The 25,081-nt window shown below is 71.8% G+C and carries 28 protein-coding genes and 3 tRNA genes; 23 read left to right on the forward strand and 8 right to left on the reverse strand.

The window, feature by feature from the left end:
* Both ACFQ7Q_RS05905 and ACFQ7Q_RS05910 read right to left on the reverse strand, forming a co-directional pair.
* Nucleotides 1–773: sensor domain-containing protein (locus ACFQ7Q_RS05905; RefSeq protein WP_383550432.1), on the reverse strand; the 773-nt coding region annotated here is incomplete at its 3' end.
* A 255-nt stretch (nucleotides 774–1,028) separates the two neighbouring features.
* Complete coding sequence (locus ACFQ7Q_RS05910) at nucleotides 1,029–2,195, reverse strand: sensor histidine kinase (protein WP_383550434.1); 1,167 nt, start codon at nucleotides 2,193–2,195, stop codon at nucleotides 1,029–1,031.
* A 174-nt stretch (nucleotides 2,196–2,369) separates the two neighbouring features.
* On the opposite strand from ACFQ7Q_RS05910, the gene ACFQ7Q_RS05915 reads away from it, so the two are divergent.
* The 13 genes from ACFQ7Q_RS05915 to ACFQ7Q_RS05975 all read left to right on the forward strand — a co-directional run bounded on the left by ACFQ7Q_RS05915 (nucleotide 2,370) and on the right by ACFQ7Q_RS05975 (nucleotide 14,203).
* Complete coding sequence (locus ACFQ7Q_RS05915; protein WP_362362991.1) at nucleotides 2,370–2,777, forward strand: NADH-quinone oxidoreductase subunit A; 408 nt, start codon at nucleotides 2,370–2,372, stop codon at nucleotides 2,775–2,777.
* Entirely contained in the window at nucleotides 2,768–3,337 is a 570-nt protein-coding gene (locus ACFQ7Q_RS05920; protein ID WP_362362678.1) for an NADH-quinone oxidoreductase subunit B family protein, read from the forward strand. The genes ACFQ7Q_RS05915 and ACFQ7Q_RS05920 overlap by 10 nt, the downstream gene beginning before the upstream one ends.
* Nucleotides 3,334–4,773, forward strand: coding sequence for an NADH-quinone oxidoreductase subunit C (locus ACFQ7Q_RS05925; RefSeq protein ID WP_383550436.1), 1,440 nt, complete (start codon nucleotides 3,334–3,336; stop codon nucleotides 4,771–4,773). Before ACFQ7Q_RS05920 ends, ACFQ7Q_RS05925 begins: the two co-directional genes overlap by 4 nt.
* Nucleotides 4,770–5,738 (forward strand): NADH-quinone oxidoreductase subunit H, encoded by a 969-nt coding sequence (locus ACFQ7Q_RS05930; protein WP_383550438.1) that lies wholly within the window; start codon nucleotides 4,770–4,772, stop codon nucleotides 5,736–5,738. The genes ACFQ7Q_RS05925 and ACFQ7Q_RS05930 overlap by 4 nt, the downstream gene beginning before the upstream one ends.
* Nucleotides 5,738–6,304 carry a NuoI/complex I 23 kDa subunit family protein gene (locus tag ACFQ7Q_RS05935; RefSeq protein ID WP_383550440.1) on the forward strand — a complete coding sequence of 189 codons (567 nt, stop codon included), beginning with the start codon at nucleotides 5,738–5,740 and terminating at the stop codon, nucleotides 6,302–6,304. Before ACFQ7Q_RS05930 ends, ACFQ7Q_RS05935 begins: the two co-directional genes overlap by 1 nt.
* A complete protein-coding gene (locus ACFQ7Q_RS05940; protein WP_383550442.1) occupies nucleotides 6,301–6,867 on the forward strand; it encodes an NADH-quinone oxidoreductase subunit J in 567 nt (188 codons plus the stop codon). The genes ACFQ7Q_RS05935 and ACFQ7Q_RS05940 overlap by 4 nt, the downstream gene beginning before the upstream one ends.
* Nucleotides 6,867–7,208, forward strand: a complete 342-nt coding sequence (nuoK, locus tag ACFQ7Q_RS05945) for an NADH-quinone oxidoreductase subunit NuoK (protein WP_383550444.1) — start codon at nucleotides 6,867–6,869, stop codon at nucleotides 7,206–7,208. Before ACFQ7Q_RS05940 ends, nuoK begins: the two co-directional genes overlap by 1 nt.
* Entirely contained in the window at nucleotides 7,205–9,193 is a 1,989-nt protein-coding gene (locus tag ACFQ7Q_RS05950) for an NADH-quinone oxidoreductase subunit L (RefSeq protein ID WP_383550446.1), read from the forward strand. The genes nuoK and ACFQ7Q_RS05950 overlap by 4 nt, the downstream gene beginning before the upstream one ends.
* Before the next feature lie 27 nt (nucleotides 9,194–9,220).
* Nucleotides 9,221–10,774, forward strand: a complete 1,554-nt coding sequence (locus tag ACFQ7Q_RS05955) for a NuoM family protein (protein ID WP_383550647.1) — start codon at nucleotides 9,221–9,223, stop codon at nucleotides 10,772–10,774.
* Nucleotides 10,771–12,270, forward strand: a complete 1,500-nt coding sequence (locus ACFQ7Q_RS05960; RefSeq protein ID WP_383550448.1) for an NADH-quinone oxidoreductase subunit N — start codon at nucleotides 10,771–10,773, stop codon at nucleotides 12,268–12,270. The genes ACFQ7Q_RS05955 and ACFQ7Q_RS05960 overlap by 4 nt, the downstream gene beginning before the upstream one ends.
* A gap of 43 nt (nucleotides 12,271–12,313) precedes the next feature.
* Nucleotides 12,314–12,766, forward strand: a complete 453-nt coding sequence (mscL, locus tag ACFQ7Q_RS05965) for a large conductance mechanosensitive channel protein MscL (protein ID WP_383550450.1) — start codon at nucleotides 12,314–12,316, stop codon at nucleotides 12,764–12,766.
* A 172-nt stretch (nucleotides 12,767–12,938) separates the two neighbouring features.
* Nucleotides 12,939–13,802 carry a zinc metalloprotease HtpX gene (gene htpX, locus ACFQ7Q_RS05970; RefSeq protein ID WP_383550452.1) on the forward strand — a complete coding sequence of 288 codons (864 nt, stop codon included), beginning with the start codon at nucleotides 12,939–12,941 and terminating at the stop codon, nucleotides 13,800–13,802.
* Nucleotides 13,799–14,203, forward strand: a complete 405-nt coding sequence (locus ACFQ7Q_RS05975; protein ID WP_383550454.1) for a YccF domain-containing protein — start codon at nucleotides 13,799–13,801, stop codon at nucleotides 14,201–14,203. Before htpX ends, ACFQ7Q_RS05975 begins: the two co-directional genes overlap by 4 nt.
* On the opposite strand, the gene ACFQ7Q_RS05980 is transcribed toward ACFQ7Q_RS05975, so the two are convergent.
* The gene (locus ACFQ7Q_RS05980; protein WP_383550456.1) at nucleotides 14,200–15,432 is read right to left on the reverse strand and encodes an APC family permease; all 1,233 of its coding nucleotides are present in this window, start codon (nucleotides 15,430–15,432) and stop codon (nucleotides 14,200–14,202) included. The genes ACFQ7Q_RS05975 and ACFQ7Q_RS05980 overlap by 4 nt on opposite strands.
* Nucleotides 15,433–15,489: 57 nt before the next feature.
* On the opposite strand from ACFQ7Q_RS05980, the gene ACFQ7Q_RS05985 reads away from it, so the two are divergent.
* Nucleotides 15,490–15,759: a GlsB/YeaQ/YmgE family stress response membrane protein gene (locus tag ACFQ7Q_RS05985; RefSeq protein ID WP_329117261.1), complete on the forward strand. Its 270-nt coding sequence runs from the start codon at nucleotides 15,490–15,492 to the stop codon at nucleotides 15,757–15,759.
* Here the strand turns inward: ACFQ7Q_RS05985 and ACFQ7Q_RS05990 are convergent.
* From ACFQ7Q_RS05990 to ACFQ7Q_RS06000, 3 genes are all read right to left on the reverse strand, one after another.
* On the reverse strand, nucleotides 15,745–16,398 hold the full coding sequence (locus tag ACFQ7Q_RS05990; RefSeq protein WP_383550649.1) for an alpha-ketoglutarate-dependent dioxygenase AlkB family protein: 654 nt from the start codon (nucleotides 16,396–16,398) through the stop codon (nucleotides 15,745–15,747). The genes ACFQ7Q_RS05985 and ACFQ7Q_RS05990 overlap by 15 nt on opposite strands.
* Nucleotides 16,398–16,898 (reverse strand): methylated-DNA--[protein]-cysteine S-methyltransferase, encoded by a 501-nt coding sequence (locus tag ACFQ7Q_RS05995; protein ID WP_383550458.1) that lies wholly within the window; start codon nucleotides 16,896–16,898, stop codon nucleotides 16,398–16,400. Before ACFQ7Q_RS05995 ends, ACFQ7Q_RS05990 begins: the two co-directional genes overlap by 1 nt.
* A gap of 89 nt (nucleotides 16,899–16,987) precedes the next feature.
* Entirely contained in the window at nucleotides 16,988–17,476 is a 489-nt protein-coding gene (locus ACFQ7Q_RS06000) for a YajQ family cyclic di-GMP-binding protein (RefSeq protein WP_147980723.1), read from the reverse strand.
* Between the two features lie 180 nt (nucleotides 17,477–17,656).
* On the opposite strand from ACFQ7Q_RS06000, the gene ACFQ7Q_RS06005 reads away from it, so the two are divergent.
* A tRNA-Tyr gene (locus ACFQ7Q_RS06005) sits at nucleotides 17,657–17,738 on the forward strand.
* Nucleotides 17,739–17,795: 57 nt separating this feature from the next.
* Here the strand turns inward: ACFQ7Q_RS06005 and ACFQ7Q_RS06010 are convergent.
* Nucleotides 17,796–18,452, reverse strand: coding sequence for an SDR family oxidoreductase (locus ACFQ7Q_RS06010; RefSeq protein WP_383550460.1), 657 nt, complete (start codon nucleotides 18,450–18,452; stop codon nucleotides 17,796–17,798).
* A 2-nt stretch (nucleotides 18,453–18,454) separates the two neighbouring features.
* Complete coding sequence (locus ACFQ7Q_RS06015; RefSeq protein ID WP_383550462.1) at nucleotides 18,455–19,732, reverse strand: amidohydrolase family protein; 1,278 nt, start codon at nucleotides 19,730–19,732, stop codon at nucleotides 18,455–18,457.
* Between the two features lie 230 nt (nucleotides 19,733–19,962).
* Between ACFQ7Q_RS06015 and ACFQ7Q_RS06020 the strand changes: the two genes are divergently transcribed.
* The 8 genes from ACFQ7Q_RS06020 (at nucleotide 19,963) to ACFQ7Q_RS06055 (ending at nucleotide 25,023) form a co-directional block, all read left to right on the forward strand.
* A tRNA-Thr gene (locus ACFQ7Q_RS06020) sits at nucleotides 19,963–20,035 on the forward strand.
* A gap of 44 nt (nucleotides 20,036–20,079) precedes the next feature.
* Nucleotides 20,080–20,152: transfer RNA gene (locus ACFQ7Q_RS06025), tRNA-Met, on the forward strand.
* Nucleotides 20,153–20,241: 89 nt separating this feature from the next.
* On the forward strand, nucleotides 20,242–20,406 hold the full coding sequence (gene rpmG / locus ACFQ7Q_RS06030) for a 50S ribosomal protein L33 (protein ID WP_003956487.1): 165 nt from the start codon (nucleotides 20,242–20,244) through the stop codon (nucleotides 20,404–20,406).
* Nucleotides 20,407–20,488: 82 nt separating this feature from the next.
* On the forward strand, nucleotides 20,489–20,941 hold the full coding sequence (locus ACFQ7Q_RS06035; protein WP_383550464.1) for a MaoC family dehydratase N-terminal domain-containing protein: 453 nt from the start codon (nucleotides 20,489–20,491) through the stop codon (nucleotides 20,939–20,941).
* A 2-nt stretch (nucleotides 20,942–20,943) separates the two neighbouring features.
* Nucleotides 20,944–21,372: a MaoC family dehydratase gene (locus tag ACFQ7Q_RS06040; protein WP_383550466.1), complete on the forward strand. Its 429-nt coding sequence runs from the start codon at nucleotides 20,944–20,946 to the stop codon at nucleotides 21,370–21,372.
* 114 nt (nucleotides 21,373–21,486) lie between these two features.
* Nucleotides 21,487–22,056, forward strand: coding sequence for a TetR/AcrR family transcriptional regulator (locus tag ACFQ7Q_RS06045; protein ID WP_383550468.1), 570 nt, complete (start codon nucleotides 21,487–21,489; stop codon nucleotides 22,054–22,056).
* Between the two features lie 84 nt (nucleotides 22,057–22,140).
* Complete coding sequence (locus tag ACFQ7Q_RS06050) at nucleotides 22,141–23,571, forward strand: MFS transporter (RefSeq protein ID WP_383550470.1); 1,431 nt, start codon at nucleotides 22,141–22,143, stop codon at nucleotides 23,569–23,571.
* 267 nt (nucleotides 23,572–23,838) lie between these two features.
* Nucleotides 23,839–25,023: a UDP-N-acetylmuramate dehydrogenase gene (locus ACFQ7Q_RS06055; RefSeq protein WP_383550651.1), complete on the forward strand. Its 1,185-nt coding sequence runs from the start codon at nucleotides 23,839–23,841 to the stop codon at nucleotides 25,021–25,023.
* The last annotated feature ends 58 nt before the right edge of the window (nucleotides 25,024–25,081 follow it).

The following is a 25,081-nucleotide window of genomic DNA, read 5'->3' on the forward strand; positions in this document are numbered from 1 at the left end:
GCGAGCGCGACGAGCCGGGCCTGGGCGCCGTCGTGCAGATCGCGCTCGATGCGGCGCAGATCGGCGGCGGCGGTGTCCACGACCACGCCCCGGTCCGTCTCCAGCTCCGTGACCCGGGTCGCGAGCCGCGACGGGCCGAGCAGCCCGGAGACCATCAGCCGGTCGACGGCCGCCAGCGAGCGGATGATCCAGGGTCCGGCGAGCACGAAGAGCAGGCCGACGGCGCTGGTGACGGCGATCTCGAAGGGGGAGTCCAGATAGAAGGCGTGCGTCCGGTCGCCGTACAGCTGGATGCCGTCCTGGCCGGCGTACATCGGGAACACCCACTGCCACAGCGGGTACGTGAAGAGAGCCCAGCCGTACATCCAGAAGGCCACCGAGACCGTGAAGGCGAAGATCGCCCACGGCATGTGGAGGATCGCGTACAGCAGGTGCCGCCAGGACGCGCCGCTCTTCAGCATCGCCCCCATCCACGACATCGCCCCGCCGGTACGGCCCCGCACCGGCTCGGGCGTCGCCACGTCCAGTCCGAGCAGACCGCGCGCCCGGGCCCGCTCGACGGCGCCGAAGCCGCGGCACATCGCGAGCGCACCGGCCAGGACGGGGATGCCGAGGAAGGTGACCAGAAGGCCCGCACCGGCCGAGACCAGGGCGATGGAGAGCGCGAAGTAGGCGACGCTCAGCGGCAGCCCGAGCACCAGATAGCCGAACTCGCGCCAGGTGCGGCCCTCGAATGGCGCGCGGATCGCGGCGGGGAGGCGGTGGGTGGCCATCGCTGTTGTCCGTTTCTGCTGGAGGAGTTCGACGCATCCAAGCCTCCCGGCCAGGCCCGCCACGGACCATGAGGGAGGTGGGCGTCTGGGGCGGGGGGTTTTCCCTACCTGGGGGCGGGGGGCCGGACCTGGGGGCGGGGGCGGGGCGGCGGGGGCTCGCGCCCCCCCGACAGCCCGACGGCCTGGGGCTCGTGGACAGCGCGGTGGCCCGACGGCCTTGTGGGCCGACGGGCCGGGGTGGTGGCGGTGTTCCGGCTACCCGGTCGGGCGGGCGCGCCACGGGAGTTCGGCCGTGACCGTCGTCGGACCGCCCTCCGGCGAGTCGAGGACGAAGAGTCCGTCGACCGCCCCCAGGCGCTCCGCGAGCCCCGCCATCCCCGTACCGCCGTCCAGCCGCGCCCCGCCGCGCCCGTCGTCCCTTACCTGGAGCAGCAGCCGGTCCTCCCGGCGCCACACCTCCACCGAGGCGGAACGTGCCTGCGCGTGCTTGGACACGTTCTGGAGCAGCTCCGACACCGTGAAGTAGGCGATGCCCTCGATGGCCTCCGCCGGCCGCTCGGTCAGATCGACGGTCACCTTCACGGGGACGGTGCACCGGGCGGCGATCGAGGAGAGCGCGGCGTTCAGACCGCGGTCGGTGAGGACCGCCGGGTGGATGCCCCGGGCCAGGTCCCGCAGCTCCTGGAGCGCCAGCTTCACCTCGCCGTGCGCCTCGTCGACCATGGACGCGGCCGCCTCCGGGTCCTCCAGGAGCTTCTCCTTCGCCAGGCCGAGGCCCATGGCGAGCGCGACGAGCCGGGCCTGGGCGCCGTCGTGCAGATCGCGCTCGATGCGGCGCAGATCGGCGGCGGCGGTGTCCACGACCACGCCCCGGTCGCTCTCCAGCTCGGCGATCCGCCGCTCCAGCTCGTCGGAGGGCGAGAGCAGACCGCGGACCATGGCCCGGTCCGCGTTGGCGAGCCCCCGGGCGAGGAACGGCAGCACGGGCCAGAGCACGATCAGCGAGACGAGGGTGACGACGAAGGTCACGATCCCCCAGGGCAGCCTGATGAAGCCGTACAGCAGGGTCCGCCAGGCCACCGGGTCCTTCAGCGCCGTCCACAGCCAGGGGAAGAAGCCGTGCCGGCGGGGGAGCGGGCTGGGCTCCTCCACCCGTACGCCGAGCAGAGCCCGGGCCCTCGCCCGCTCCGCCCGGCCCAGGCCGCGCGCTCCGGCGAGGCCGAGGGCCAGCAGGGGCAGCCCGATGACCGTGACGGACAGTCCGACACCGATGGCGACCGCCACCACCGCGTACACGAAGCCGACCAGCGCGATCGGCAGATTGGCCAGCAGGAAGGAGACCTCCCTCCAGGTGTGCCGGCCGTAGCCGATGCGGGCGGGCGGCAGCCGGTCGCTGTCAGGGGTATCGGTGTCGACGCTCATGGGCCCAAGCCTGCCGGTCCGGAGGCCGGGCACGCCATGGGGTACGTGGGTGAAGGGAAGTAGGGATATCCCCACCCGCTCACTCCGTGGACACGACCTCTTACGGCCTCTTTAACAGGGCCTAGACTCGCGTGCGTACAGATCGTCGAAGCGGGCAGGGAGCGAGGGGTGGACGTGCCGGATCCGACCGTAAGGGCGGGAATCGGACTCGCGGCGGACTACTTCCAGTCGTACTCCGTCGTCGGACTTCTCGCTGTCGTCGGCGTGCTCTTCGTCGCCGTCGCGTTCGGCGCGGGCCGACTGCTGCGGCCCGTCGTGCCGACGCCGGAGAAGCTGCTGACGTACGAGTGCGGTGTCGACCCGGTGGGGGAGGGCTGGGCGCACACCCAGGTCCGCTACTACGTGTACGCCTTCCTCTACGTGATCTTCGCCGTCGACTCGATCTTCCTCTTCCCGTGGGCGACCGTGTTCGCCGCGCCCGGCTACGGCGCGACGACGCTGGTCGAGATGTTCATCTTCCTCGGCTTCCTGGCCGTGGGACTGCTCTACGCGTACAAGAAGGGCGTCCTGACATGGACGTGACCCCACTCCCCACCCCGAAGCTGGGCCCGCTGGCCCGGCTGGCCCCCGAGCCGATGAAGGTGGTCCTGAACTGGGGCCGCCGCTACAGCCTGTGGGTCTTCAACTTCGGCCTCGCCTGCTGCGCGATCGAGTTCATCGCCGCGTCGATGGCCCGCCACGACTTCATCCGGCTCGGCGTGATCCCCTTCGCGCCGGGCCCGCGCCAGGCCGACCTGATGATCGTCTCCGGCACGGTGACGGACAAGATGGCGCCGGCGGTGAAGCGGCTGTACGAGCAGATGCCCGAGCCCAAGTACGTCATCTCCTTCGGCGCCTGCTCGAACTGCGGCGGGCCCTACTGGGACTCGTACTCGGTGACGAAGGGCGTCGACCAGATCATCCCGGTGGACGTGTACGTGCCGGGCTGCCCGCCGCGTCCCGAGGCGCTGCTCCAGGGGATCCTGAAGCTCCAGGAGAAGATCGCGCGGGAGTCCCTGGCGGCGCGGTACTCGGGTCCGTCGGTGGGCCAGCTGACCAGCGGGCTCGTCACCCCGCCGAAGCCGGGCGGTGACGACAAGTGAACGCGCATGGGTACGACACCCTCCCGGAGGCCGTGACCGAGATCTTCGGCGAGGAGGCGACGGCGGAGCGGGCGTACGACCTGCTGACGGTGGACGTCCCCGTCGGCTCGTGGATCGCGTCGCTGGAGATCGCGCGGGACAAGCTGGGCTGCACGTACTTCGACTGGCTGAGCGCGGTCGACGAGCCGGGCGTGGGCTTCCGGGTCTGCGCGCACGTGGTGGCGCTGGAGGGCGGCGCGGTGCGGCGCCTGCTGGTCCGCACGACCGTCCCGCACGCCGCGGCGACGCTTCCCACGGCCGTGGAGATCTACGCCGGCGCGGAGTGGCACGAACGCGAGACGCACGAGATGTTCGGCGTCGAGTTCACGGGCCACCCGAACCTCGTCCCGCTGCTCCTGCCGGAGAACTTCGAGGGCCACCCGCTGCGGAAGGACTTCGTCCTGGCGGCGCGGGTCGCGAAGGCGTGGCCGGGTGCGAAGGAGCCGGGCGAGTCGGAGCACGGCGGCCCGAAGCGCCGCCAGATGCTTCCCCCGGGCGTCCCGGACCCCAACGACTGGGGCCCCATGAAGGGCCAGCTCCCCCCTGCCCCGGCCCGCCCCGCCCGCGCGGCGGCCGGCGACCGCCCGGCCCGCGCGGCCGCGGGCGACCGCCCACCTCGGCGCACCCGCACGGCAGCGGACGGTTCGGCCACCCAGGCCCCGGAGCCCACCGCCCAGGCCGCCGAGCCGGGCACCCCCGAAGCCCCCGCCCGCCCGCCCCGTCGCACCCGCACGACGGCGGACGGCTCGGCGAGCCAGGCGGCCGAAGCGGCGGAGCCGAGCGCGGCGCCGGTTCGCCCGCCGCGTCGCAGTCGCACGGCAGCGGACGGCTCGGCGAGCCAGGCGGCCGAACCGGTCACGCCGGAGGGCGAGCCCTCCGAGCCCGAGACCCCGGCACAGAAGTCGCCCCGCACCCGGAGCGCGGACGCCCCATGGCACCACGCCCGCCCGGCCTACGACGACAAGCCCGAAACAACCCCACCAACCCCGGAAACGAAGCCGACACCGACCCCGGAGGCCGAACCGACTGAGGAGCCGACGCCGACCTCGGCGGCCGAGCCGGCCGCGGAGTCGGCACCGGCTCCCGAGGCCGAGCCCACGCCCGAGGCGACTCCTGCCCCGGAGGCCGAGCCCGCCGAGGAGCGCGCACCCGCCCCCGACGCGGAGCCCACGCCCGAGGCGGCCCCCGCCCCGGATCGGGCACCGGCCCCCGAGAGCGAGCCCACGCCTGAGGCGGCCCCCGCCCCGGAGTCCGCCGCCGAGGCGACTCCTGCCCCGGAGACGGAGCCCACGCCCGAGGCTGCCCCCGCCCCCGAGCCGGCATCCGGCGCCACCGGCGCCCCAGACGCGTCCGACCCCACCGACCCCACCACCCCCGCCGGAGGCGAACCCGCGTGAACGACGCTCTCGACGTCGCCCTCCGGCTGCTCGTCGTCTTCGCCGTGTTCCTCGTGCTGCCCCTCGTCATCGGGCAGACCGAGCACAAGGTCATGGCCCACATGCAGGGTCGCCTCGGGCCCATGTACGCCGGTGGATTCCACGGGTGGGCGCAGCTCGTCGCCGACGGGGTCAAGTTCGCGCAGAAGGAGGACGTCGTCCCGGCCAACGCCGACCGCCGGATCTTCCAGCTCGCGCCCGCCGTCGCCCTCCTCCCGTACCTCCTCGTCCTCGTCGCCATCCCCATCGGCCCCAGCGAAGGAGCCGTCGGCCAGGTCGTCGACGCCGGCATCTTCTTCGTGCTCGCCGTCATGGGCGTCGGCGTCCTCGGCAGCCTCATGGCCGGCTGGGCGTCCGCCAACAAGTTCTCCCTGCTCGGCGGCCTCCGCACCGCCGCCCAGCTGCTCGCCTACGAGCTCCCGATGCTGCTCACCGCCGCCTCCGTGGCGATGGCCGCCGGCACCGTCTCCCTCCCCGGCATCCTCAACGCCTTCGAGTGGTGGTGGCTGCCCTGGCAGATCGTCGGCGCGATCGTCTTCTTCGTCGCCGGCCTCGCCGAGCTCCAGCGCCCGCCGTTCGACATGCCCGTCGCCGACTCCGAGATCATCTTCGGCGCGTACACCGAGTACACCGGCCTCCGCTTCGCGCTCTTCCTGCTCGCCGAGTACGCCGGCATCGTCGTCCTCTGCGGTCTGACCACCGTCCTCTTCCTCGGTGGCTGGCACGGACCCTTCGGCGCCGACGGCCTCGGCTGGGTCTGGACCCTCCTCAAGACCGCGATCCTCGCCTTCGTCGTCATCTGGCTCCGCGTGAGCTACCCCCGCCTCCGCGAGGACCAGCTCCAGAAGCTCGCCTGGACGACCCTCGTCCCGCTCGCCCTCGCGCAGATCGCGCTCACCGGCATCGTGAAGGTGGCGATCAACTGATGTCCCCGATCCCCGGTTCCGGCCTGGCCAAGGGCCTCGCCGTCACCCTCCGCACGATGACGAAGAAGACCGTCACCGCGCAGTACCCCGACAAGCAGCCCGAACTCCCGCCCCGCACCCGCGGTGTCATCGGGCTCTTCGAGGAGAACTGCACCGTCTGCATGCTCTGCGCACGCGAGTGCCCCGACTGGTGCATCTACATCGACTCCCACAAGGAGACGGTGCCCGCCGCCACCCCCGGCGGCCGCGAGCGCAGCCGCAACGTCCTCGACCGCTTCGCCATCGACTTCGCCCTCTGCATGTACTGCGGTATCTGCATCGAGGTCTGCCCCTTCGACGCGCTGTTCTGGTCGCCCGAGTTCGAGTACGCGGAGACCGACATCCACGAACTCACCCATGAGCGCGACAAGCTCCGCGAGTGGATGTGGACGGTCCCGGAACCGCCCGCGCTCGACCCGCGCGCCGAGGAGCCCAAGGAGATCGCCGCGGCACGCAAGGCCGTGGAGAAGGCCGCCGCCGCGGCAGCGGCCGCCCAGGCCGCCGAGGCCGAGGGGGACCAGCAGTGACCCTCGCCGCCACCGGCCTCGCCGCCGCCACCCCCGGCTTCCTCTCGCCCTCCGGCGTCGGGATCGCCTTCCTCCTCGTCGGCCTCGTCACCCTCGGCGCGGCCGTCGTCACCGTCACCACGCGCCAGCTCGTCCACGCCGCGCTCTGGCTGGTCGTGACGCTCGGCGGGCTCGCGGTGGAGTACCTCCTCCTCACCGCCGAGTTCATCGCCTGGGTCCAGGTGCTGATCTACGTCGGCTCCGTCGTCGTCCTCCTCCTCTTCGGCCTCATGCTCACCAAGGCCCCCATCGGCCGCTCCCCGGACGCCGACTCGGGCAACCGCCTCGTCGCCCTCGCGGTCGCGCTCGCCGCGGCCGCGGCGCTCGTCTGGGTGGTCGTCGACGCGTTCCGTACGACCTGGATCGACCTGGACGGACCGGCCCAGGGCTCCACCAAGGTGTCCGGCGAGATCCTCTTCCGGCACTGGGTGCTGCCCTTCGAGGCCCTCTCCGTCCTCCTCCTCGCCGCACTGGTCGGAGCGATCGTCCTGTCCCGCAAGAACGCCAAGGAGGCCCGGGACTGATGCATCTCGCCTACCCCGCCGTCCTCGCCGCCCTGCTCTTCTGCGTCGGCCTCTACGGCGTCCTCGCCCGCCGCAACGCGATCCTGGTGCTGATGTCCGTCGAGCTGATGCTCAACGCCGTCAACCTCAACCTGGTCGCGTTCGACGTCTGGCTCCGCGACGCCCTCCACGCAGGCCAGGCGCTCACCCTCTTCACCATCGCCATCGCCGCCGCCGAGATCGGCATCGGTCTCGCGATCGTCCTGATGGTCTACCGCAACCGCGGCAGCTCGGACGTCGACCGGCTGCGCGACACGGCGGAGGCCCCCTCCGACGACGAGAAGGCCGAGGCCACCGCGTGACCACCACGACCCTCGCCTGGCTCGTCCCCCTCCTTCCCTTCCTCGGCTCCGTCGCCGGGCTGCTCCTCGGCCGCACGGCCCCCGGCTTCGTCCGCCCCCTCGCCGTGCTGCCGACGCTCGCCGCGGCCGTCCTGGCCGTGCTCGTCGCCTTCCGGCAGGGCGGGGGCAAGACCATCGAGGCCGCCACCCAGCTCACCCCGACCGGCTCGGTCCCGATCGACCTCGCCCTGTACATCGACGGCTTCGCCGCCCTCGCCGCCGTGCTGGTCGGCGTCGTCGCCACCTGTGTGCAGATCTACTCGACCGGGTATCTCCGGGACGACCCGCGCTACCCCTCGTACGCCGCGCTCGTCTCCCTCTTCACCGCCGCGATGCTCCTGGTCGTCTACTCCGGCGACCTGATGGTGCTCCTGGTCGGCTGGGAGGTCATGGGCATCTGCTCGTACTTCCTCGTCGGCCACTACTGGGAGACCCCCGAGGCGCGGGCGGCCTCCCTCAAGGCCTTCCTGGTCACCAAGCTCGGCGACGTCCCCTTCCTGATCGGTCTCTTCGCGCTCGCCACGGACGCGGGCACGTTCCGGATCGACGGGATCCTCGGCGCCGTCGCGGCCGGCGGGCTCGACCACCCCACTCTCATCGCGCTGCTGCTGCTCGCCGGTGTGGCGGGCAAGTCGGCGCAGTTCCCGCTGCACACCTGGCTCCCCGACGCCATGGCCGGCCCCACCCCCGTCTCCGCGCTCATCCACGCGGCGACGATGGTCGCCGCCGGTATCTACTTCGTGGCCCGCCTGCTGCCCGTCTTCGCCTCGTCCGCGGCCGCGCTGACCGTGCTCGCCGTGATGGCCGCGGTGACGATGGTCGGCTCCGCGCTCGCCGCGCTCGCCCAGGACGACATCAAGCGGGTCCTCGCGTACTCGACCATCGGCCAGCTCGGCTACATGGCGGGCGCCCTGGCCGTCGGCGACCGCGGGGCCGCCGTCTTCCACCTCATCTCCCACGGCGCCTTCAAGGCCCTCCTCTTCCTCGCCGCCGGCGCGATCATCCACGCCGCCGGTACGAACTCGCTCTCGGCCATGTCCCGGATGAGCGGCCTGACCAAGCGGATCCCCGACGCGTACTGGACGATGACCGTCGCCCTCCTCGCGCTCGCCGCCGTGCCGCCGTTCGCCGGCTTCTTCTCCAAGGAAGCCGTCCTGGTGGCCGCCGAGCACACCGCGCTGGGGGACCGCACCGTCGCCCCCGCCGGGGCCGGCTGGACCGTCCTCGTCGCGGGCCTGCTCACCGCCCTCCTCACCGCCGCGTACGCGACCCGCCTCTGGCTGCTGGCCTTCCGGGGCCGGGGCGCCGAGGCCCCCGACCACGGTCGCCAGCCGCTCGCCATGACCACCGTCCTGTGGGTGCTCGCGATCCCCTCCCTCGGCTTCGGTCTGAGCGTCACGTACCTCGACGACTGGTTCGACGGCAACGCCCTCACCCCGACCGTCACCACCGCCGTCCTCGGCACGGGCATCGCGCTCGTCGGTGCCGTCGTCACCTACGCGGTCTGGCGCACCCTCGCCACCAAGGTGCTCGCCGCCAAGGGCCCCGCCCCCGAGCCGGTCGCGGCGCACGTCGCCCACCCCGACGCCGAGGCGGGCCAGGTCGAGGCCGAGGCCCTGCACCTGCCGCACCCGGCCGAGGACCCGGCCGACCCCGGCCGTGTCCTGCTCGGCCCGCTGCACCGCCACGCGGCCACCGGCTTTCACCTGGACGCCCTCTACACCGCGGTGTTCGTCCGCCCCGTCCTGGCCGCGGCCTCCCTGGTCCGCTTCCTTGACCGCGAGGTCGTCGACACCTACGTGAGTGGCGCGGGCACCGGCACCAAATGGCTCGGATGGCTCGTCCGCCGTGCCCAGACCGGCAACGTGCAGACCTATCTGAGCGCCCTGCTCGCCGGCTCCGTCGTCCTGGCGATCGCCGCCGTACTCGTCGCCGCCGGAGCGTGAGACGTGATCGATATCAGCGAATCCGTGATGCAGTTCCTTCTTGCGTTGATCGTCGCCGGCCCGCTCATCGGCGCCGCCGCCGCTCTTCTCCCCGCCCCGCCCGGGCTGAAGGGGAAGTCGCCCGACCAGGCCGTGCTCCGCCACGGTGTGATCGTCACCGGTGTCGTCCTCGTCGCCGCGATCGTCCTCGCCCTCGGCTTCGACCACGACCAGCCGTCGAGGATGCAGGCGAGCACGGACATCACGTGGATCCCCGCACTCGACGTGCGGATCCACCTCGGTGTCGACGGCATTTCCCTCCCCCTCCTGGTCATGACCGCGCTGCTGACCTTCCTCTGCGCGCTCTACAGCTACTTCAAGATGCCCGGCGGTCCTTCCCCCAAGGGCTTCGTGGCACTGCTCCTCGTCCTCGAGTCCGGCACCCTCGCCACCTTCGCCGTCCTCGACCTGATCCTGTTCTTCCTGGCGTTCGAGATGGTCCTCATCCCGATGTACTTCCTCATCGCCCGCTGGGGCGGCGAGGGCAGGCAGGCGGCCGCCTGGAAGTTCATCCTCTTCACACTGCTCGGTTCGGTCGTCATGCTGCTGGGCCTGCTCCTCATCGGGGTGAAGGCGGGCACGTTCGACATGGTGGCACTGGCCTCTGACAACGGCCGTGGACTGACCACATCCGTGCAGGTCATCGCCGTTCTCGCGATCGGGATCGGGCTCGCGGTGAAGACCCCGATGTGGCCGCTGCACAGCTGGCTCCCGGACGCCCACACGGCCGCCCCGACCGTCGGCTCGGTCCTCCTCGCCGGCGTCCTGCTGAAGATGGGCACGTACGGGTTCGTCCGGATCGTCCTCCCGGTCGCCCCGGACGGCATGAGGATCTTCGCCCCCTACCTCGCCGCCTTCGCCGTCGCCGGCATCATCTACGGATCGCTCGCCTGCCTCGCCCTCGCCAAGCCCGGCAACAAGGGCGACCTCAAGCGCCTGATCGCGTACTCGTCCGTCGGCCACATGGGCTTCGTGCTCCTCGGCATCGCCACCATGACCCCCACCGGAGTCAACGGCGCGCTCTTCGCCAACATCGCCCACGGCCTCATCACCGGCCTGCTCTTCTTCCTGGTCGGCGCGCTCAAGGACCGGTACGGCACCGCCGACCTCGACACCCTCGCGGGCGCCACCGGCGCCGCGCTCTACGGCCGCGCCCCCCGGCTGGGCGGACTGCTCGCCTTCTCCGCCGTCGCCTCCCTCGGACTGCCCGGCCTCGCCGGCTTCTGGGGAGAGATGCTGGCCCTGTTCGGCGCCTTCGAACCGGCCGAGGGCCTCAGCCGCCCCGCCTTCCTCACCTTCATGGCGATCGGCGCCTTCGGCACCCTGCTCACCGCCGCGTACCTGCTCGTCGTCGTCCGCCGCGTCTGCATGGGCGGCCCCCGCCCCGGCGGGGAGACGGTGATCGCCGACGTCCAGGGGTACGAGTTCGCCGCCTGGACCCCGCTCGTCGCCCTCACCGTCCTCGCCGGCCTGTGGCCCGCGGTCCTCCTCGGCCTCACCGACCCGGCCGTCCAGAAGCTCCTCGCGGGAGGGAACTCGTGACGACCACGAACCTCGTCCAGTCCGTCGACTGGCTCGCGATCGCGCCACCCACGCTCACCGCCGTGGTCGCCCTGGCCGTGCTCGTCGCCGACCTCTTCGTCCCCGCGCGCCACAAGCAGCTCCTCGGCTGGACCGCGATCGCCGGGCTCGTCGCCTCGATCGCCCTGCTGATCCCGCTGCGCGCCGGCGACCGTTCGACCTTCTGCCTCACCACCGATCCGGCCGCGACCGCCGCCTGCAGCTACACCGCCGACCGCTTCACCCTGGTCATCCAGTTCCTGGTGCTCGGCGGGGCGCTGCTCACGGCCCTGCTGTCGCTCTCCGACACCCGCGAGAAGCTTCCGGCCGGCGAGTACTGGTTCCTGCTGCTCTCCTCGGCCGCAGGCGCGGCCCTGCTGCCCGCCTCCCGGGACCTCGCGACCCTCGTCGTCGCCCTCGAAGTGGCCTCGCTGCCCGCCTTCGCGCTGGTCGGCCTGCGCCGGGGCGACCGGCGGTCCAGCGAGGCCGCGCTGAAGTTCTTCCTCTCCTCCGTCACCGCGACCGCCGTCACGCTGCTCGGCGTCAGCTTCGTGTACGGCGCGACCGGCACCCTCCACCTCACCGAGATCGCCCAGCGCCTCGACGACGTGCCCGGTCAGCTGGAGACCCTCGCCCAGGCGGGCGTCGCCCTCACCCTGGTGGGCTTCGCCTTCAAGACGGCCGCCGTCCCCTTCCACTTCTGGGTCCCCGACACCTACGTCGGCGCCCCCCTGCCCGTGGCCGCCTATCTCTCCGTGGTCGGCAAGGCGGTCGGTTTCACCGGCCTCATCCTCATCACGGTCGTGGCCTTCCCCTCGTACGCCGACGTCTGGGGCCCGGCGCTCGCGGTCCTCGCCGCGCTCACCATGACCGTCGGCAACGTGGCCGCCCTACGGCAGGTCTCCACGCGCGCGTGGAGCGCGGTCCGGCTGCTCGCCTGGTCCTCGGTCGCCCAGGCCGGCTACCTCCTGGTGCCGATCGCCGCCGCCGCGTACTCCAGCGACGACCAGATCGGCGCCACCGTCGCGTACGCACTGATGTACGCCGTCGTGAACCTCGGCGCCTTCGCTGTGGTCGTGCTGGTCTCCCGTACGCACCCCGAGAACCGGATCTCCGACTACCGCGGCCTCTACGCCGACCGGCCTGTGATCGCCCTCACGCTGGGCTTCTTCCTGCTCAATCTGGCCGGCCTGCCGCCCGGTATCATCGGCCTCTTCGCCAAGGTCACCGTCTTCTCGGCGGCGGTCGACGCGGGCCTCGGCTGGCTGGCCGTGATCATGGGTGTCAACGTCGTGATCGGCCTCTACTACTACCTGCGGTGGACGGCACTGCTGTTCCGCGCGCCGGCGGTGGAGCAGGCCCGCGCGCGCGTGCCCGCCCCGATCACCCTGGCGATCGCGGTCGCCGCCGTCGTGGGCGTCGTGCTGTCGGGCTACCCGCAGTTCGCGCTGCGCTTCGCGGCCACCACGCTCTTCTGAGCCACCACCCCCCCACAGAGAAAAGCATCAAGGAGCTTCACCCGTGCTGAACGGTTTCAAGGACTTCATACTTCGCGGGAACGTCGTCTCGATGGCCATCGGTCTGGCTGTCGGATCGGCCTTCACCACCGTCGTGACCGGCTTCAGCAAGGCGTTCATCACCCCGCTCATCGGTCTCGCCACCGGCTCCGTCGGCGACTTCAGCGAGGCCCAGTTCACCGTCGGCAAGACGATCTTCCCGTACGGTCTGGCGATCGCCGCCGCCATAGCCTTCGTGATCACCGCCGCGGTGCTCTACTTCATGATCGTCGTTCCCATGGCGAAGGTCCAGGAGAGGTTCGCCAAGGAAGAGGCCGACGCCAAGGCGGAGAAGCGCGACTGCCCCCGCTGCTTCACCGAGATCCCGGCCATCGCCACCCGCTGCGCGCACTGCACCAGCGAGGTCGAGCCCGTCCCCTCCGCACTGCTGATGGCGGGCCTCCCGGCCCCGCGCTGATCACCCGTACGGCCCACAGAGCCCCCGGTGGGGGCAGGGGAACCCGCGCATCCCGCCTGGCGTTGACCAGTACGGGAGGGTCCACTGGACATGGGGTCCCCCCGGACGAAGTCTGGGGAAGGACCACCACACAGCAAAGGGTTCCCCTGCCGCACCACTTGGAGGGCGTACCGTGCACCGCCGGCACAACGGGCTGAGGACTGCCGTGCTCCTCGGAGGGCTCTCGGCCCTCATCATCCTCATCGGCAGCTTCTTCGGGCGTACAGGGCTGATCGTCGCGCTCGTCGTGGCGCTCGGCACCAACGCGTACGCCTACTGGAACAGCGACAAGCTGGCACTGCGGGCCATGCGGGCCCGGCCGGTGAGCGAGTTCGAGGCGCCCGGGCTCTACCGGATGGTGCGCGAGCTCTCCACCCAGGCGCGCCAGCCGATGCCCCGGCTCTACATCTCGCCGACCCAGGCGCCGAACGCCTTCGCCACCGGCCGCAACCCCCGCAACGCGGCCGTGTGCTGCACCGAGGGCATCCTGCAGATCCTCGACGAGCGCGAGCTGCGCGGAGTGATCGGCCACGAGCTGAGCCACGTCTACAACCGGGACATCCTGATCTCCTCCGTCGCCGGAGCGCTCGCCTCCGTGATCATGTTCCTGGTCAACTTCGCCTGGCTGATCCCGATCGGCCGCTCCAGCGACGACGACGGCCCCGGCCTCCTCGGCATGTTGCTGATCATGATCCTCGGCCCGGTCGCCGCCTCCGTCATCCAGCTCGCCATCAGCCGCTCGCGGGAGTACGAGGCGGACGCCTCCGGCGCCCAGCTCACCGGCGACCCACTGGCCCTCGCGAGCGCCCTGCGCAAGCTCGAAGCGGGGACGAAGCAGCTGCCGCTGCCGCCCGAGCCCAAGATCGAGACCGCGAGCCACATGATGATTGCGAACCCGTTCGGAGCGGGCAGGGGTCTATCGAAGATGTTCTCGACGCACCCGCCGATGGCGGAGCGCATCGCCCGACTCGAGCAGATGGCAGGTCGTCGCCCATGAAGACAATCCTGAACGTCATTTGGCTGATCCTGTGCGGCTTCTGGATGTTCCTCGGCTACATGCTGGCCGGCATCCTGCTCTGCATCACGATCATCGGCATCCCCTTCGGCCTCGCCGCCTTCCGCATCGGCGTCTACGCCCTCTGGCCCTTCGGCTACACGGTCGTGGACCGGCACGACGCGGGCGCGCCCTCCTGCGTCGGCAACGTGCTGTGGCTGATCCTCGCGGGCTGGTGGCTCGCGCTCGGCCACATCACCACCGGCATCGTCCTCTGCATCACGATCATCGGCATCCCGCTCGGCATCGCGAACTTCAAGCTGATCCCGGTGTCGCTGCTGCCGCTGGGCAAGGAGATCGTCCGTACGGACGAGCCGTACCCGTACGCGTACTCCACGCACTAGGGGTGTTCGCGCCGTCCCCGGCTGACCGCGTACGCCACGGTGCCCACCGCGAGGACCCCGAGTCCGGCGAGCACGGAGGCAGGCGGCAGGGCGAAGGCGAGCGCCCCGCACCCCACCAGGCCCAGCGCGGCGAGCGGACGGTGGGAGCGGCCCAGCGTCCACGCGGAGGCGTTGGCGATCCCGTAGTAGACGAGGACGCCGAAGGACGAGAAGCCGATCGCGCCCCGTACGTCCGCCGTCGCCGCCACCACGGCCACCACCGCGCCCACCGCGAGTTCCGCCCGGTGCGGCACCTGGAAGCGGGGGTGCACGGCGGCGAGCCCGGCCGGCAGATGACCGTCCCGGGCCATCGCCAGCGTCGTACGCGACACCCCGAGGATCAGCGAGAGCAGTGAGCCCAGCGCGGCGACCGCCGCGCCCACGGTGACGACGGGAACCAGCCATCCGGCGTCGGCCGCCCGGGCCGCGTCCACGAGCGGGGCGGGGGACGCCGCCAGCGCCTGCGGCCCGAGGACGGCCAGGACGCACACCGCCACCGCCGCGTAGACGGCGAGCGCGATTCCGAGCGCCAGGGGCACCGCCCGGGGGATCGTCCGGGCCGGATCGCGCACCTCCTCGCCGAGCGTGGCGATCCGCGCGTACCCCGCGAACGCGAAGAACAGCAGCCCCGCCGCCTGGAGCACCCCGCCGGCCGTCACGTCCTCGCCCAGGGCTAGCCGCCCGAAGTCCCCGGAGCCGGAGGCGAAGGACACTGCCACCAGCGCCGCCAGGACCGCGAGGACCAGCGCCACGATCACCCGTGTCAGCAGGGCCGACTTCCGCACGCCGCCGTAGTTCACGGCCGTCAGCGCCACCACGGCCGCCACCGCCACCGCATGGGCCTGCTCCGGCCAGACGTACGCCCCGACCGTCAGCGCCATCGCCGCGCACGAGGCCGTCTTGCCGACGACGAACGCCCAGCCGGCCAGGTATCCGAAGAACGACCCGAGACGTTCGCGACCGTACACATAGGTTCCGCCCGAGGCCGGGTACCGGGCGGCCAGGCGGGCCGAGGACATCGCGTTGCAGTACGCGACGAGCGCGGCCAGCCCGAGCGCCGGCAGCAGCCCCGAACCGGCCGCCTCGGCCGCCGGGCCGAGCGCCACGAAGATCCCGGCGCCCACCATCGAGCCCAGCCCGATCACGACGGCGTCGAGGACACCGAGCGAGCGGCGCAGTTCCTGTGTCATGCACGGCACACTACGGCCCGCCGCAACCGCGCCCGCGGCCACCGCGTCTTCCTCACCATGAACGTCATCAGCTGGATCGTCCTGGGCCTGCTCGCGGGCGTCGTCGCCAAGATCCTGCTCCCGGGCCGCGACCCGGGCGGGCTCATCGGCACGACCCTCATCGGCATAGCCGGCGCCTTCATCGGCGGCTGGATCTCGTCCACGTTCCTGGACCGCCCGATCGCCACCGGCTTCTACGACACGGCCACCTGGCTCTCGGCCGTCGGAGGCTCCCTGGTGCTGCTGATCGGGTACCGGATCCTCTTCGGCCACTCACGCTCGCGCTGAGGCCGCGTCGCGCCACAGCCCGGTCTCACGGAGGGTGATGTTCAGACGCCCCGTCAGCCCGAGGGCCGGATCGGCCGTGCCGGGAAGGACCTTGGGCACCCCGTGGTACGCGAAGCGCGACGGCCCGCCGAAGACGAAGAGATCCCCGGAGACCAACTCCACGTCGGTGTACGGCTTCCCCCGGGTCTCGGTGTTCCCGAACCGGAACACGCAACGGTCACCGAGACTCAGCGACACCACCGGCGCACCGGACCGTTCCTCCTTGTCCTGATGCAGCCCCATCCTGGCCCCGGCGCCCGCGTCGTAGAAGTTCACGAGAGCGGTGTCGGGGCTGAAGCCCTGACCGTCCCCGTACGCCTCGATCACCGCCTCGTGCCCCAACTCACCCAACCAGCCGGGCAGTTCGACATCGACCGTGTCGAGATAGCGGTACGGGACCCAGCGCCGCCCCAGGCAGAGCGAGCGGACGGACATCACGCCGCCGCCCGGCAGCACGGTGTGCCGGTACGGCACCGGCCCGCGCCCCCACTCCCGGCAGGCGGCCACCAACTCCCGCTGCCGGTCGAGGGAGAGCCACCCGGGAACGTGCACCGCACCCGGGGCCACGACGGCCCTCTCCCGGGCGAACAGGCCGTCCATCACACCGCCAGGGCGCCTTCGAGCCCGAGCAGCCGCTCCTTGCGCTCCAGGCCGGCCGCGTACCCGCGCAGAGTCCCGTCCGCGCCGATCACCCGGTGACAGGGCCGGACCACCAGCAGCGGGTTGCGCCCGATGGCGGTGCCGACGGCCCGCACCCCGGCCCCGGAGGAACCCACCTGCCGGGCGATGTCGCCGTACGAGACGGTGGCTCCGTAGGGGATCTCCTCCAGGGCGCGCCAGACGCGCCGCTGGAAGTCCGTCCCGCCGTCCGCGAACGGGATGTCGAAGCGGTCCCGGCGCCCGGCGAAGTACTCCCCGAGCTGCGCGGCGATCTCCTCGAAAGCCTCGGGGGCGTGCCGCCAGCCGTCCTCGACGGCGGCGGCACCCTTCTGCCCGGGCAGCGACAGCGAGACCAGCGCGGTCCGGCCGTCCTCGTCGGAGCCCCGCCCGACGAGCAGCATCTCGCCCAGGGGCCCCTCGACGTACGCGTACACCGTCATGGCGGTTCCTCTCCTCGCACTCACTCCACGTCCAGTGTGCGAGGCCCGCCACCCCGGAGGCTGGCGGCTTTCGGACACGCAGTTCGTGACTAGCGGTAGTTCACGAACTGGATCGCGAAGTCGAAGTCCTTGCCCTTGAGCAGCGCCTGCACGGCCTGCAGGTCGTCCCGGCTCTTCGAGCTGACCCGCAGCTCGTCGCCCTGGACCTGCGCCTTGACGCCCTTGGGGCCCTCGTCGCGGATGGCCTTCGCGACCTTCTTGGCGTTCTCCTGGGAGATGCCCTCCTCGATCGTGGCGAAGATCTTGTACTCCTTGCCGGACAGCTGCGGCTCACCGGCGTCCAGCGACTTCAGCGAGATCCCGCGCTTGATCAGCTTGGTCTCGAAGATGTCGAGGATCGCCTTCACGCGCTCCTCGCCGTTGGCCTGCATCAGGATCTTCTCGCCCGACCAGGAGATCGAGGCGTCGGTGCCCTTGAAGTCGTAGCGCTGCGAGATCTCCTTCGCGGCCTGGTTGAGGGCGTTGTCGACCTCCTGCCGCTCGACCTTGGAGACGATGTCGAAACTGGAGTCGGCCATGACGTGTGGCTCCTTGCGTCGAATGCGTTGCGGTTGCGTTGGCGTACGAGGCAAGCCTAGTCATCCGATCACGCCCGAACCGCTGATCAATCCGGTGGCGAAGCACCCCTGAGGATCAGGTATCGTTTACGTCGTTGCCACGGAGCACCGCCGAAAAGCGGCTCCGAGCAGCGATCCCATGGCGGTGTGCCCGAGTGGCCAATGGGAGCGGACTGTAAATCCGTCGGCTTAGCCTACCCAGGTTCGAATCCTGGCGCCGCCACGCGATAGAGAAGGTCCCCGGTGTTCGCACCGGGGACCTTCTTCTTTGTCTCGTGGGTCAGTTGCCCGCCATGTCCTTCACCGCCACCGCGACCGGCGTCGAGCCGCTGATCAGTTCCAGGGTCAGGCCCGCCGTCGCCGGGGTGTCCAGGAGTTCGGCCAGGACCGCCGCCACGTCGTCGCGGGAGACCGGGCCGCGGCCCGTCGCGGCGCCCAGGCGGACCAGGCCCGTGCCCGCGTCGTTCGTCAGCGAGCCGGGGCGCAGGATCGTCCAGTCCAGGCCCTCGCGGGCGCGCACGGAGTCGTCCGCGGCGCCCTTGGCGCGCAGGTAGACGTCGAAGACCTCGTCGCCCGGATGGGCCGAGTCGGCGCCCATGGACGAGACGACGATGTACCGGCGTACGCCCGCCCGTTCCGCCGCGTCGGCGAACAGGACCGCCGCCGCGCGGTCCACCGTGTCCTTGCGGGCGGTGCCGCTGCCCGGGCCCGCGCCCGCCGCGAAGACCGCCGCGTCGGCGCCCTGCAGGACCGCCGCGACCATCTCCACCGACGCCGACTCCAGGTCCAGCACGACCGGTTCGGCGCCGGCCGCGCGCAGGTCGTCGGCCTGCTCCGGGTTGCGGATGAGCCCCGCCGGCTCATGCCCCGCCGCCGAGAGCAGGCGCTCCAGGCGCAGGGCGATCTGACCGTGTCCTCCAGCGATGACAATGCGCATACTCACGACCGTACGACGGGACCGGCCGGAGGGCTTCCCGGCTCGGGACGTTCGGGACGTGCCTGGCGCGGCAGGTCGAGCGCCGCCGCCGAGTCGCAGTACTCCCGTACGGCGCTGGTCCGCGCCACCACCCGGCCCCGGTGCACCACGATCCGGCTGTACGCCAGGGACAGCACGCCCGAGAGGCGCTCCCCGCGCACCGCGAGCAGCTCGGCGGGGAACCCGGCCTCCACCCGTACCTCCGGGAGCCCCATCGCCGTACGGGCCGCCGTGCTCACCGCCCCGTACGCGTCCTCGGCGGGCAGTCCGCCCAGCGAGGCCAGCAGGTACGCGGCCTCCAGCGGGTCCCCGCGTCCCACCGGGTTGGAGACGTCCCGCAGCGCCCCGCTTCCCGCCGCGAGCCGCACGCCCGCGGCGCGCAGCAGCCGGACCGGCGCCGCGCCGCGCAGCTCGGTCGCGCCGCAGCCGCCCTGCGGGAGGCAGACCACCGTCACCCCGGCCGAGGCCAGTTGGTCCGCCGCCCGTCGCGCCGCTTCCGAGGGGAGCCGGGCGAGGCCCGCGCACGGACCGATCGTCACCCCCGGCCGCAGTCCGCCCGCCATCGCCGCCAGCCGGGCGAGCCGCGCCGGGTCGTCACCGTCGGTGTGCAGGTCGACCGGGCAGCCGTGCTCCGCGGCCACCTCCAGGACCGCCTCCACGTACCCGGCCGGGTCGGGGTCGAGGTCCGGGCAGCCGCCCACCACGCCCGCGCCCATCTTCACGGCGTCCCGCAGTATCGCGAGCCCGTCCGCGCCCGCCGCCCCCGTGAGAAGGCGCGGCACCGCGACCGTCGTGAGGTCCGCCAGGCCGCGCAGCGACCGCCGGGCCTGGAGGACCGCTTCGAGGGGCCCCAGGCCCTGTACGTCGCCGATCCGGACGTGCGCGCGCAGCGCCGTGGCGCCGTGACCCAGTTGCAGCAGCGCGGCTTCGGTGGCTCGCCGCTGCACCTCCTGCGGGGCGTACGAGACGGGGCCGGGGGAGTCTGCGCTGAGCGCGGTGTCGGAGTGGGCGTGCGGCTCCGCGGGGGCGGGGAGCAGGAGGTAGCCGGCGAGGTCCACACGGGCGCCGAGGGCGGTGAGGCTGCCGGCCGTGCCGACGGCCTCGATCCGGCCCCCGCCCATCCGGACGTCGACCGTCCGGCCGTCGGTGAGGCGGGCGTTGGAGAGCAGGAGCGAGGTGGAGTCGGCGGTGGCGGCGGCCCAGTCGTCGGGCGGCTGGGGCTGCTTGCTGTCGGCTGACATCGGGCTCCTCAAGGCTCCTCACGTTCCAGCTCAAGCTCAAGATCACGCAGCGTGGGGCCGAGCCTAGGGGCGCTCCGGCCGCCCTTCGAGGAGGAGCGCAATAGTCGTACTGATGAGGCCACGTGTGGCCTACGGGACGGGGGAGAAGACCTCGTGCGCGGGCGCGTGGAGAGGGGGCACGAAACGGATTTGGGCGATCGGCGGAGGACCGTGTAATGTCTTCATCGCTCGCCCCAATAGCTCAGTCGGTAGAGCGTCTCCATGGTAAGGAGAAGGTCTACGGTTCGATTCCGTATTGGGGCTCTGGTGAGAGGGAACCCGCCTTCGGGCGGGATCCGGATCATCAAAGCGGTGTAGCTCAGTCGGTAGAGCAAGCGGCTCATAATCGCTGTGTCACCGGTTCAAGTCCGGTCACCGCTACACACAGTAGCCGATTGTGGGGTCGGTCCTTCGATCGGCTACTCTTTTATGCGTTCATCCGTCCATCCGTCCGTCCAAGGAGCACTCACGTGGCTGCCACCGACGTCCGCCCGAAGATCACGCTGGCCTGCGTGGAGTGCAAGGAGCGGAACTACATCACCAAGAAGAACCGGCGTAACAACCCGGACCGTCTTGAGATGAAGAAGCACTGCCCTCGCTGCAACTCGCACACTGCGCACCGCGAGACGCGTTAATCAGGCTCGTACACGAGGCCGTCCCCACCAGGGGGCGGCCTCGTGTCGTTTGTCGGCAACAAATCCAGGAGGTATCGAGTCCATGGCGCTCGACCAGTCCTTCGTGGGCCGGACCTATCCGCCCACCGCGGCGTACGAGGTCGGCCGCGAGAAGATCCGCGAGTTCGCCGAGGCGATCGGCGACGCGAATCCGGCCTACGTCGACCAGGAAGCGGCGAAGGCGCTCGGCCACCCCGATGTGATCGCCCCGCCGACTTTTGTGTTCGCGATCACTTTCAAGGCCGCCGGGCAGGTCGTCGAGGACCCGCAGCTGGGCCTGGACTACAGCCGTGTCGTGCACGGCGACCAGAAGTTCACGTACACCCGGCCGGTGCGGGCGGGCGACAGGCTGTCGGTCGTCTCGACCATCGAGGCGATCAAGTCGATGGCGGGCAACGACATCCTGGACATCCGCGGTGAGGTCCACGACGAGTCCGGCGAGCACGTCGTGACCGCCTGGACCAAGCTCGTGTCGCGCGCGCCCGAGGAGGCCTGAGGATGACCGCGAAGATCGCTTACGACGAGGTCGAGGTCGGCACGGAGCTGCCGGCGCAGTCCTTCCCGGTGACGCGCGCCACGCTGGTGCGGTACGCCGGCGCCTCGGGTGACTTCAACCCGATCCACTGGAACGAGAAGTTCGCGGTCGGCGTCGGCCTGCCGGACGTCATCGCGCACGGCATGTTCACCATGGCCGAGGCGATCCGCGTCGTCACCGACTGGGCCGGCGACCCGGCGGCCGTCGTCGAGTACGGCGTGCGCTTCACCAAGCCGGTGGTCGTGCCCAACGACGACGACGGCGCCCTGATCGAGGTCAGCGCGAAGGTGGCGGCGAAGCTGGACGACGGTCAGGTCCGGGTGGACCTGACCGCGATGTCGGCGGGCCAGAAGGTCCTGGGCATGTCCCGGGCCGTGGTCAGGCTCGCGTAGCGTCACCGATCGCCAGGAGGAGGGGGCGGCCGCGGAAGCGGTCGCCCCCTTCCTCTTGGGCCGAGCCTCCGGTGACCCTTGACCAAGTTAGTGATTGAGTACTAACTTAGTCGCATGGTCAGGATGAGTGCGGAGGAGCGGCGCGAGAGCGTCATTCTCGCGGCGATGAGGGAGTTCGCCCGCGGTGGCTACTACGGCACCTCCACGGAGGCGATCGCCCGCCGTGTCGGTGTCTCGCAGCCGTACCTCTTCCGTCTCTTCCCGGGCAAGAAGGCGATCTTCCTGGCGGCGTCCGAGCGCTGCCTGGCGGACACCCGGCGGGTCTTCCGAGAGGCCGCCGAGGGGCTGACGGGGGAGGAGGCCCTGAATGCCATGGCCAACGCCTATACCCGGCTGATCGCCGAGCAGCCGGACCGGCTCCTGATGCAGATGCAGGTGTACGTCACGGTGGCCGCCGCCGAGGAGGCCGGTGACCACGAGTTCGGCGAGGCCGTCCGGGCCGGCTGGATGGAGCTCTGGGAGACCGTCCATCTGCCGCTCGGCGCGGATGTCGGCGAGACCACGACCTTCCTCGCGTACGGCATGCTCGTCAACACCCTCGTCGCCATGGGGTTCCCGCCCGAGCACCGGGTCTGGGAGGGGTTCTATCCCTCCGCCCGCCGCCTCGGCCGTCTGGAGAAGTAGCGCCTGTCAGCGTGATGCGCACCGGTTTTTCATGATCGCGAAAGTTAGTCATCAATAACTAACCTGAGACCTGAGAGGCACGCAATGAACCAGCCAGCAGCCCGTCGCGGTTCCGCCGCCTGGGCCCTCGTCATCACCAGCGTCGCCGGCTTCATGGCGGCTCTCGACAACCTCGTCGTCACCACCGCCCTGCCCTCGATCCGCGAGGACCTCGGAGGAGCGCTGCACGACCTCGAATGGACGGTGAGCGCGTACACCCTCACCTTCGCCGTCCTGCTGATGTTCGGCGCGGCCCTCGGCGACCGCTTCGGCCGCCGCCGGCTCTTCGGCATCGGGGTCGCGATCTTCACCGTCGCCTCCGCCGCGGCCGCGCTCGCTCCCGGCATCGACGCCCTGATCGCCGCCCGCGCCGTCCAGGGCGTCGGCGCCGCGATCATGATGCCGCTCACCCTCACCCTGCTCACCGCAGCCGTCCCGGCCGCCAAGCGCGGGATGGCCTTCGGCATCTGGGGCGCCGTCAACGGCCTCGCCGTCGCCGCCGGCCCGCTCATCGGCGGCACCCTCACCGAGCACATCTCCTGGCAGTGGATCTTCTGGCTGAACGTTCCGCTCGGCCTCGCCCTGCTGCCCCTCGCCCGGCTGCGGCTCGCCGAGTCGCACGGCACCGGCGCCCGTCTCGACATCGCCGGCACGCTCCTCGCCAGCGGCGGTCTGTTCGGCATCGTGTACGGGCTGATCCGCGGCCCGATCGACGGCTGGACCTCCATGACCGTCCTCACCGGGCTGATCGCCGGCGCCGCGCTCCTCGGCGGATTCATCCACCACGGCATCCGGGCCAAGGCGCCGATGCTGCCCATGCGGCTCTTCCGCGACCGCGCCTTCACCGGGATCAACGCGGCCAGCCTGCTGATGTTCCTCGGCATGTTCGGCTCGATCTTCCTGCTCAGCCAGTACATGCAGGGCGTGCTCGGCTACTCGCCGACCGAGGCGGGACTGCGGATGCTGCCCTGGACCGGAATGCCGATGCTCGTCGCGCCGCTCGCGGGCGCCCTCTCCGACCGGATCGGCGGCCGCCCGGTCGTCGCGGCGGGGCTCGCCCTGCAGGCGCTCGGTCTCGCCTGGTTCGCGCTCGTCCTGACCCCCGACGCCTCGTACGCGGTCCAGCTCCCCGCGCTGGTCGTCAGCGGCATCGGCATGGCGCTGTACTTCGCACCGGCGGCCAACCTCGTCATGTCCAGCGTCCGCCCGTCCGAGCAGGGCATCGCCTCCGGCGCCAACAACGCGCTGCGCGAGGTCGGCGGAGCGCTGGGCGTCGCGGTGATGGCCTCGATCTTCGCCGCGCAGGGCGGGTACGAGTCCGCCCGGAGCTTCGTCGACGGCCTGGTGCCCGCGCTGTGGGTCGGCTCGGGAGCGGTGGCCCTGGGGGCCGTGGCCTCCCTCTTCATCCCGAGGCACCGGGCGGTGTCGGCGCCCCCGGCGAAGGACCCCGAGGAGCGCCCCCTCGCCGCGGTGTGACCGAATCGGCGGGCAGGGCGCAACACGGCGGCGCGCGCGGTGGGGGCGCGCCGCCGCGTGGACGCCCGCCACGACGCAGGGCGCGGGGCATGACCGGCGCCATGAAGCCGGACGCCGCCGGGAAGACCCGGCGCCGTCCGACTTCGGGGGCGATGGCGGGTGGCGGGCAACTCGCGGCTCGGCGTCGGGGCTTCCGGCGGGGGTTTCGGCGCTCCCGTGGGCGGCGTCCCGGGCTCCCGCCGCGTGGCCTCCGGCCTCCCGGGGCCGGTGTCCGGTCTCTTCGGTGCGAGGGGGCGCGGCCTCGTCGGGGCGGGCGGGCAGGTTCGGTCCCGGCGGGCCGGGGCCGCGGCCCGTCCCCCTTCGCGTGCGGGACGAGCCCGTACTCTTGAGCGCGTGCAGGAACTCCACGACGCCCCCCTCGCCCCCCTGACCACCTTCCGGCTCGGCGGTCCCGCGGCCCGGCTCGTCACGGCCACGACCGACGACGAGGTGATCGCCGCCGTCCGCGAGGCGGACGCCACCGGCACCCCGCTGCTGGTCATCGGCGGCGGATCCAACCTGGTCATCGGCGACAAGGGCTTCGACGGCACCGCCCTGCGGATCGCGACCAAGGGCTTCGCGCTCGACGGGTCGAAGCTGGAGCTCGCCGCGGGCGAGGTCTGGACGGACGCCGTGGCCCGCACCGTCGAGGCCGGGCTCGCCGGGATCGAGTGCCTGGCCGGGATCCCCGGATCCGCGGGCGCGACCCCGATCCAGAACGTCGGGGCGTACGGCCAGGAGGTCTCCGCCACCATCACCGAGGTCGTCGCCTACGACCGCCGGGCCGACGAGACGGTCACCCTCACCAACGCCGAGTGCGCCTTCTCGTACCGGCACAGCCGCTTCAAGGGCGACCCCGACCGCTACGTCGTGCTGCGCGTCCGCTTCGAGCTGGAGGACGCGGCGGGGCTCTCCGCGCCGATCAAGTACGCCGAGACCGCCCGCGCCCTCGGCGTGGAGGCCGGTGACCGCGTCCCGCTCGCTCAGGCCCGGGAGACCGTACTGAGCCTGCGGGCCGGGAAGGGCATGGTCCTGGACGCCGACGACCACGACACCTGGTCGGCCGGCTCCTTCTTCACCAATCCGATCCTGACCTCGGGGGAGTACGAGACCTTCCTCGCCCGGGTGATTGTGCGGCTCGGTGCCGACGCGACCCCGCCGGCCTTCCCCGCCGGGGACGACGGCGCGGTCAAGACCTCGGCCGCCTGGCTGATCGACAAGGCCGGCTTCACCAAGGGCTACGGCTCCGGCCCCGCCCGTATCTCCACCAAGCACACCCTCGCCCTCACCAACCGCGGCGAGGCCACCACCGAGGACCTCCTCGCGCTCGCCCGCGAGGTCGTCGCAGGGGTCAGGGACGTCTTCGGGATCACGCTCGTCAACGAGCCGGTGACGGTCGGCGTCAGCATCTGAGGATTCGGTGGAACCCTCCGGGTTCCCCAGGTTGTCGAGTGGGTGACAGGCTCCCGGG

It is taken from the genome of Streptomyces sp. NPDC056527, assembly GCF_042794475.1.
Classification (GTDB): Bacteria; Actinomycetota; Actinomycetes; order Streptomycetales; family Streptomycetaceae; genus Streptomyces.

Bases quoted from the DNA above. Each gene is read 5' to 3' on its own strand.
- ACFQ7Q_RS05910 (WP_383550434.1), bottom strand. From the start codon at position 2,195: ATGAGCGTCGACACCGATACCCCTGACAGCGACCGGCTGCCGCCCGCC.
- ACFQ7Q_RS05920 (WP_362362678.1), top strand. From the start codon at position 2,768: ATGGACGTGACCCCACTCCCCACCCCGAAGCTGGGCCCGCTGGCCCGG.
- ACFQ7Q_RS05935 (WP_383550440.1), top strand. From the start codon at position 5,738: ATGTCCCCGATCCCCGGTTCCGGCCTGGCCAAGGGCCTCGCCGTCACC.
- nuoK (WP_383550444.1), top strand. From the start codon at position 6,867: ATGCATCTCGCCTACCCCGCCGTCCTCGCCGCCCTGCTCTTCTGCGTC.
- ACFQ7Q_RS05955 (WP_383550647.1), top strand. From the start codon at position 9,221: ATGCAGTTCCTTCTTGCGTTGATCGTCGCCGGCCCGCTCATCGGCGCC.
- ACFQ7Q_RS05975 (WP_383550454.1), top strand. From the start codon at position 13,799: ATGAAGACAATCCTGAACGTCATTTGGCTGATCCTGTGCGGCTTCTGG.
- ACFQ7Q_RS05980 (WP_383550456.1), bottom strand. From the start codon at position 15,432: ATGACACAGGAACTGCGCCGCTCGCTCGGTGTCCTCGACGCCGTCGTG.
- ACFQ7Q_RS05985 (WP_329117261.1), top strand. From the start codon at position 15,490: ATGAACGTCATCAGCTGGATCGTCCTGGGCCTGCTCGCGGGCGTCGTC.
- ACFQ7Q_RS05990 (WP_383550649.1), bottom strand. From the start codon at position 16,398: ATGGACGGCCTGTTCGCCCGGGAGAGGGCCGTCGTGGCCCCGGGTGCG.
- ACFQ7Q_RS05995 (WP_383550458.1), bottom strand. From the start codon at position 16,898: ATGACGGTGTACGCGTACGTCGAGGGGCCCCTGGGCGAGATGCTGCTC.
- ACFQ7Q_RS06000 (WP_147980723.1), bottom strand. From the start codon at position 17,476: ATGGCCGACTCCAGTTTCGACATCGTCTCCAAGGTCGAGCGGCAGGAG.
- ACFQ7Q_RS06010 (WP_383550460.1), bottom strand. From the start codon at position 18,452: ATGCGCATTGTCATCGCTGGAGGACACGGTCAGATCGCCCTGCGCCTG.
- ACFQ7Q_RS06015 (WP_383550462.1), bottom strand. From the start codon at position 19,732: ATGTCAGCCGACAGCAAGCAGCCCCAGCCGCCCGACGACTGGGCCGCC.
- ACFQ7Q_RS06035 (WP_383550464.1), top strand. From the start codon at position 20,489: ATGGCGCTCGACCAGTCCTTCGTGGGCCGGACCTATCCGCCCACCGCG.
- ACFQ7Q_RS06040 (WP_383550466.1), top strand. From the start codon at position 20,944: ATGACCGCGAAGATCGCTTACGACGAGGTCGAGGTCGGCACGGAGCTG.
- ACFQ7Q_RS06045 (WP_383550468.1), top strand. From the start codon at position 21,487: ATGGTCAGGATGAGTGCGGAGGAGCGGCGCGAGAGCGTCATTCTCGCG.
- ACFQ7Q_RS06050 (WP_383550470.1), top strand. From the start codon at position 22,141: ATGAACCAGCCAGCAGCCCGTCGCGGTTCCGCCGCCTGGGCCCTCGTC.